General features: G+C 73.0%; 3 protein-coding genes. All 3 read right to left on the reverse strand.

Annotated features, from left to right (window positions below):
• A partial coding sequence (addB, locus tag ACFDTC_RS17680) for a double-strand break repair protein AddB (RefSeq protein ID WP_375260192.1) occupies window positions 1-2,891 on the reverse strand: 2,891 nt, incomplete at its 3' end.
• The gene (locus tag ACFDTC_RS17685; protein ID WP_375260193.1) at window positions 2,884-3,552 is read right to left on the reverse strand and encodes a nucleotidyltransferase family protein; all 669 of its coding nucleotides are present in this window, start codon (window positions 3,550-3,552) and stop codon (window positions 2,884-2,886) included. The genes addB and ACFDTC_RS17685, both read right to left, overlap by 8 nt.
• The coding region (locus tag ACFDTC_RS17690) for a phosphotransferase (RefSeq protein ID WP_375260194.1) at window positions 3,537-4,120 on the reverse strand (584 nt) is incomplete at its 5' end. The genes ACFDTC_RS17685 and ACFDTC_RS17690, both read right to left, overlap by 16 nt.

The raw sequence follows: 4,120 nt of genomic DNA on the forward strand, positions 1-4,120 counted from the left end.
TCCCACTCACCGAACCGGGCGAGGTGGTCGTAATCGCCCGCGTCCGCGTCGGACAGCAGCGCGCGCCGCGCGGTGTAGCCCTTGGCGGGATCGGCATAGGCGGCGATCAGCGTCGTGAACTCGGCCCAGACGGTCTCGGGCGGGGCATCCTCGAGCGGCGCGGGCACTTCCTTGGGGTCCGAGGGCGACAGCGAGATGAACAGCGCGCGGGCGACGTGATCGGGCGAAAGGTTCTCGAACGCGCCGCGCTGGATCATCGCCGCCTCGAGCAGAAGCTGCTTGTCGAAGTGGCGCTGTTGCTTCTCGGTGGGCGCCTGTCCGGTCTTGTAGTCATAGACATGCGCGCCGCCGCGATCGTCGATATCGATGCGGTCGGCGGTGCCGGTCAGGGTGAAGGCCAGTTCCGGGATCGTCGCCTTTCCACGCGCTTCGAAATGCGCGGGGCGGGCCGTGGCGCGGCGGACGGCCTCTGTCGTGGCGAACCAGTCGGCGATGCGGGACACACGCGCCCGCCACAACAGCTGGACCGACGGAAAGGGCAGGTTGGCCGGGTCGGAGAGGATCGCGCGGGCCACGGCGTTCAGGTCCTGCGCGGTCACCGGGCGGTCGGCGTCGCGTGCGTCCCTCACCACGTTCTCGAGGATCTCGTGCAGCAGGATGCCGCGCAGCAGCGCGTCGGGCGGGCGCATCAACGGGTCGAGCGGGCGCAGGCGCAGCACGTGCTTGGCATAGATCGCGTAAGGGTCGCGCACCAGTCGCTTGATCTCGGTCACCGACAGCTTGTCCGGCCGGGCCGCGACGGGCGGCGCGGGCGAGGGGCGCGCGGCGGCGGGAGTCCGCAGCGGTTCCTCGGCCGCGCGCGCCAGCGCCAGCCAGTGCCGGCCGCGCGCCTTCATCTGCTCCAGCGCCTCGGGCCCGTCGCGCGACGGCAGCCCCGACAGCAGGTTCGCCAGGCGGTTGAGCCAACGCGACGGTACGGTTTCCGCGTCGTCGGACTTGGTCGAGCGGGTCAGCCAGATCTCGGGCGCGGCGGCGGCGATCTGGAAGTCGTGGGCCGACAGGCCGATGCGCCGCTCGGGCAGCAGCAGGCCGGCCTCGGCCCGCAGGGCGCGGTTCAGCCACGGATCGGCGCCGGGCATCTCGGGCCATCCGCCCTCGTTCAGACCGGCGAGGATCATCAGCTCGGCGGGGGCGGCGCGCACTTCGAGCGGCCCGAGGATGCGGATGTCGGGATGGGTCGGATCGACCTCGGGCACTTCCTCGCGTCCGACGATGGCGCCGAACAGCGCGGCGTAGTCGCGCGCGGTCATGTCGGTGCCGTGGGCTGCTTCGGCGCGCAGGTCCTCGACGATCCGCAACAGCGTGCGGCCGGCGGCGCGGTCCCACAGCGCCCCGGCGCCGGTTGCGCCTGCCCCGGCGGCGATCGCCTCGGCCAGGGCCACGTGACGCGCGACATGATCGGCGAGCGGGCGCGCGGCCGTGTCCTCCTGGTCGCAGAAGCACCGCGCCAACCAATCGGTCCACGCCCCGCGCTTCTCCGCCTCGCCCCAAGCGCGCAGCGCGGACGCGTTGGGATAGGCCCAGCCCTTCGCGCGCAGGTGCAGTTCGAGGTCGCGGGTGTTGAGCAGGTGCGGGCCGCGGTCGGCCTCATGGCACAACGGATGCTTGAGCAGCGTCAGCAGCGTCTCGGCCGACAGGGGTTCGGTGAACAGCTGCGCCACGTGGCGCAGGAAGCGGCCCGGAGCGGTCACCTGCGCCGGGCGGCCGGCGCTGTCGTCGGGGACGATCCCCCAGCGCTGCAGCACCGCCGTCACCTGCCGCGTCAGCGTGCGGTCCGGCGTGACAAGCGCGGCGCGCGTGCCGTCCTCGGCCGCCTGGCGCAGGCGCAGGGCGATGGCCAGCGCCTCGTGCCGCGGTGCGGGCGCCTCGACCAGAGTCGCGCCGGCCATCGCCTGCGGCAACGCGGGCAGGGCGGGCCCTTCGGTCATCCACTGGTCGGTGACTGGCGCGGGGCGCAGCGCCAGCGAGATCACCGCGTTGCGCTCTGGCGCGGGGGCCGGCGTCGGATGCCACGGAGCGACGTCGCAGGCCTTCAGGTCCAGCTCGGCCAGCAGCCGGCCCAGCCGGTATTGCGGATGATCCTCGCCCGTCAGCGGGTCGTCGAACCCGTCCCAGACCGTCTGCGGCAGGGCGGTGTCGAAGCCGGGCAGCACCACGGCGCCCTGAGGCAGACAGGCTACCGCCCGCATCAGCGCATGCGTCGTACCGCGCGACCCGGTCGAGCCCGCGACGATCACCGGGTCAGACGGCGGCGCGCTCTCCCACGCCTCCAGCCGCGCCATCAGCGCGCGGCGCGCGTGGGCGGCTCGGTCGGGCGCGGCATCCGAGTCGAAGAATCCCTGCACGATGCGGATGAAGCGCAGCGCGCGCTGCCAGTGGCCGGACTGGTCCGTCACGTCCAGGCGCGCGACCCGGTCCGGGTCAACACCCTCGGTGTGCATCTCCTCCATCAGCGTGGCGAGGCTGTCGGACAGGTCGAAGAGCGCCGCACGCGGGGCGAGGTCGGGCTCGGCCTGCAACAGCCGCGCGACCAGCGTCGTCAGCTCCAGCCGCCGCCGCAGGGGCGGGACTGGCGGCGTCAGCCGCGCGCGCAGCACCGGATCGGCGAGGTCGGTGACCAGCCGGATGCGCGGCAGCAGCGCCGGCGGTCCGGCGTCGAAGGCTGCGCGGATGCCCTTGCGCGTGCGGTCAGAGTTCACGAACAGCGTGATGCGCGCCATCGCCTCGGGCGGGTGGCCGCTCAGGCGCGCATGCAGGCCGGCTACCAGCGCGGCGGGAAAATCCACGCCCGGCGGCAGGGCGAAGACGCGCGGGCCGCTGCCCTCAAACATCGCGTAGCATCGCTTCGGCGATTCCGATCCCGTCGGGGTGGCCGACGTCGCACCACTGCCCGGCATACGCGAGGCCGCGCATCCGTCCGGCCGCCTGCGCCTTGTCCCAAAGCGCCCGGATCGAGAACGCGTCGCCGTCGATATCCGCCAGCAGGTCGGGGTTCACGATCTGCGCGCCCGTATAGACCATGTCCCCGCCGCGGCTGAGGCAACCGTCGGACAGGGTGAAATCGCCGCCGCCCCGGCGCCCATGCGCGCGCGCCAGCGGCACGCAGAGGAGCAGCGCGTCCATCGTGGCGGGGTCCCAGGCCTCGGCCAGCCGGTCCATCGGGTTCGGCCCGCGCCAGACCGCGTCGGTGTTCAGCGTGAAGACCGGCCCCTCACCCAGCAGCGGCAGCGCCTGGCGCAGCCCGCCCCCGGTGTCGAGGATATCGGGCGCCTCGACCGAAACGGCGACGGCCCGACCGGCAAGATGCGCCTCGACCATGTCGGCGTGGTAATGCGCGTTCACGACTCGGCGCGGGATGCCGGTGCACAGGTCAAGCGCGTGGTCCAGCAGCGCACGGCCCGCGACCTCGATCAACGGCTTGGGGCGGTCGCGGGTCAGCGCGCCCATGCGCGTGCCGAACCCCGCGGCGAACAGCATCACGGCGTCGGGCATGCGGTCTCCAGCCTGGCCACGAGGTCGGCCGAGGGCGGCGGAAGGACGTCGAGATGCGGGCGCAGAGGCGCCAGCGTGGGATGCGCCAGATCCGCCTGAAGATGCGCCCAGACGCGCGGCAGCAGCCGCAGGTAGCCCGGCTTGCCGCGTTCCGCGAGGCGCGCGAAAACGCCGAGGATGCGCAGGTTGCGCTGGAAACCCAGCACGGCCATCGCGGCGCGGAACGGCGCCTCGGGCGTGCCGGTCGCGCGCAGATAATGTGTGGTGGCCACCTCGGCGGTTTCGGGGAACAGATCCCGCCGCGCGTCGCGCAGAAGCGAGACGAGGTCATAGGCGCGGTGGCCGCGCAGCGCGTCCTGGAAATCGAGCAGGCCGGCACGGGCCGCACCGAAGCGCTCCGGAAGGTGCAGCACGTTCTCGGCGTGGAAATCGCGCAGCACCATAACGTCGGCCGTGGCGCAGGTCTTGGCAAGGATCGCGCGCAGCGCATCGATCGCCGGCGCGGCTGCGTCGGGGCGTCCGGCGTAATGCGTGAACGCGAGGTCGGTCATGGTGGCGAGGTGATCCG

Source organism: Citreimonas sp. (assembly GCF_042096055.1).
Classification (GTDB): Bacteria; Pseudomonadota; Alphaproteobacteria; order Rhodobacterales; family Rhodobacteraceae; genus Citreimonas.

What these genes read in the sequence shown, in the direction of transcription:
- ACFDTC_RS17685 (WP_375260193.1), bottom strand. Translation starts at nt 3,552, where the DNA reads ATGCCCGACGCCGTGATGCTGTTCGCCGCGGGGTTCGGCACGCGCATG.